Genomic DNA, 2,480 nt, shown 5'->3' with positions numbered 1-2,480 from the left:
TAAGCAAGGGCTAGAAGATGGACATGAACTGACCGTCTTAGTCCGTAAGCCTCACAAGTTAAACATTGAACATCCGCATGTTCGGGTAGTTACGGGTGACGTTTTAGACCATGAAAGTCTGAACCATATCTTTCAAGGACAAGACGCGGTGCTTTCTGTTTTAGGGCACAAACGGTTTTTTATTAAAACCACTATATTAGCTCGTGGCACAAAAAACATCATCCATGCCATGAAGGTTCAAGGTGTTAACCGGTTGATTTGTATCACTTCTCTAGGTATCAACGACAGTCGGTTTAAATTGGGACTCTATTATACCCTTTTCACCATTCCCTTTATCCTATTTTTCTATTTTTTAGATACGTCCAAACAAGTAAAATTGCTTATAGAAAGTTCCTTAGATTGGACCATAGTCCGACCCGGTCAGCTAACACAAGGAAAAAAACGAACCAACTATAAACACGGTAAGCAGGTAGGACATTATATTTTGACCAAAATGATTTCTCGCGCCAGTATTGCCCACTTTATGCTGAAACATCTAAAATCTGAGTTATATTTACATAAAGCTGTTGGTATTAGCAATTAAGTTATAAGCTATACCCAGTCATTTAAACTAAAAGTTACTAAAAAGAAACTATTACCCATAAAATTTATTCATATGAAAAAATTTCATCCATTTTTTGTCATCGGATCCTTAGGCATGATTATAATAGCCTGCTTACATGTATTTTTAGCCTTAGCTCTATCATTAAGCTCCATACACAGTACTTTTTTTGTTCTGTATCCCATCTTCTTGACTTTTATGATTCTTGGGGTTTTTCTTTCCGCTAAAAAGAACTAAGGAATTTGAAGGAGGAACAATAAGTTTTTAGAAGTTTTCTGTTTCAATATCAAAGAAGTAGTTATATTCCTTTTAAAGAGAATTTTGCTTTTAATGATTCATCGATGCTTTATTTGTAGGTACTTATTTAGAAGTCCTAGCTTAGCTTTCAGAATTTATTTGTTAAATTAGATGCTTAAGCACAAAGCTCATTTTGTTTAAAAGTAGCCTAGAAGTCTGCGAAAAAAGTAGAAAAATCATTGCTAACAAGCTTATATCAGCGTTTTAAAGTAGTTGCTGAAAAAGGGGACATATTCAATTAAAAACAACCAGGGCTATCAGCCATGGCCTGTTCTTGTCTGCTTCTGAAAAGTAAAATTTCTAACAAAAAATGAAACCGAAAACTATATTTATACTACTCGGAATTTTAATACTTATAATTATTGGTTGTTTTTATGCCTATGCTTGGGCGCTTGGTTCCATGTGGACTCTTAATACACCTGATGAAAACCCATATTACATAAGCTCCAAACCCCTAGTTATTAAAAACATATCACTGCCCGCCGAAACTAAATTAACCTATAAGAAACGTTTTTTTTGGGAAAAAAATGAACAAAGTAAAGCTCTCCGTGAGGAGGACCTTACTGACATTTCATTTAAGGAAGGAGTAAGCATAGACTGGGGTGGTGTTCCCATTACCTCCATAACAAGATTTTATAATTCCGGGATGAAGGGTTATCGTGTTTATGCCGATTTTAACAGCTTAGAAGAAAGCAAAGAAACTCCGTTTTCTAAGCTCTGGCAAAGTTGTAATGGACCTTTAGATATCATGGTGGAACACACAACTGATTGGTCATTTAACAAAAAGAACATTTTGGATATTGCATCTTGCAGCATCCATTATCAAAGATCTTTTAAGGAAGATATCAAGCAGCAAAAGTTTTTAGATTATTTGTTTAGTGAATTAATGAAAACTAAAGACTAAAAGTTAAGACTCATCAATAATTGAAACAAGTCAACACCGAACAGCATCAAACTAGGAGAAAAAAAAGAATTGAATAGAAAAAACAGGTAATTTTAAGCTCCTTTAGAAACAAACCCCTTGATAAGAACAATATTATACCTAACCCTCCTTTTAATTTTAATTTCTTGCTCAACCAATGAGAAGAGCTTACATAATGGTACGTGGAAATACGGTGAAGGTTACCACATTGGTGATGTTATAGATTTTAAAAAGCATCAGCTTAGCAACGATACCATCTTTATAAATGATAAGCCTGAGGCGTTATTGATTAAACAAGAACATTTTATCAGTAGAAAAATAATTATTAAATCCTTAGTTTCTGATGAAACTGGAATCTACCATAATAAATAAAATAGTTATATTTGGTATAACACCCATTTGGAACGTATGGCTTAACATCTGCTTTACCTTTCTTAAACCCAACCATTGCCACCCATAAAAACTGAAGCCCAATTGAAATTTATACTCCCAATATTTTTATTAATCACTTTTCATTCATTTAGTCAGAATCTGAAAGAATTTGAAACATCCATTGCCATGGATTTCGATTTTGGAATTCAAGTACAAAATGATTGGAAAGAAAGAGACCAATTGCTTGAAGATTTAGAATCTGAAAAGCACCGTTGGGAGGAATTAACC

Annotated in this window: 4 protein-coding genes; all 4 read left to right on the top strand. The window is 33.8% G+C overall.

Annotation, left to right across the window (positions count from 1 at the left end; translation table 11 throughout):
• A partial coding sequence (locus VKY41_RS09795) for an NAD(P)-dependent oxidoreductase (RefSeq protein ID WP_500814270.1) occupies nucleotides 1–583 on the top strand: 583 nt, incomplete at its 5' end.
• 625 nt (nucleotides 584–1,208) lie between these two features.
• A complete protein-coding gene (locus tag VKY41_RS09790; protein WP_500814269.1) occupies nucleotides 1,209–1,802 on the top strand; it encodes a hypothetical protein in 594 nt (197 codons plus the stop codon).
• 117 nt (nucleotides 1,803–1,919) lie between these two features.
• On the top strand, nucleotides 1,920–2,192 hold the full coding sequence (locus VKY41_RS09785; RefSeq protein WP_500814268.1) for a hypothetical protein: 273 nt from the start codon (nucleotides 1,920–1,922) through the stop codon (nucleotides 2,190–2,192).
• A 75-nt stretch (nucleotides 2,193–2,267) separates the two neighbouring features.
• A partial coding sequence (locus tag VKY41_RS09780) for a hypothetical protein (RefSeq protein WP_500814267.1) occupies nucleotides 2,268–2,480 on the top strand: 213 nt, incomplete at its 3' end.

The sequence above is a fragment of the Xanthomarina sp. genome, from assembly GCF_035306605.1.
Taxonomy (GTDB): domain Bacteria; phylum Bacteroidota; class Bacteroidia; order Flavobacteriales; family Flavobacteriaceae; genus Xanthomarina.
This window is presented reverse-complemented; position numbering and strand designations above follow the sequence as displayed.

Bases quoted from the DNA above. Each gene is read 5' to 3' on its own strand.
- VKY41_RS09790 (WP_500814269.1), top strand. From the start codon at position 1,209: ATGAAACCGAAAACTATATTTATACTACTCGGAATTTTAATACTTATA.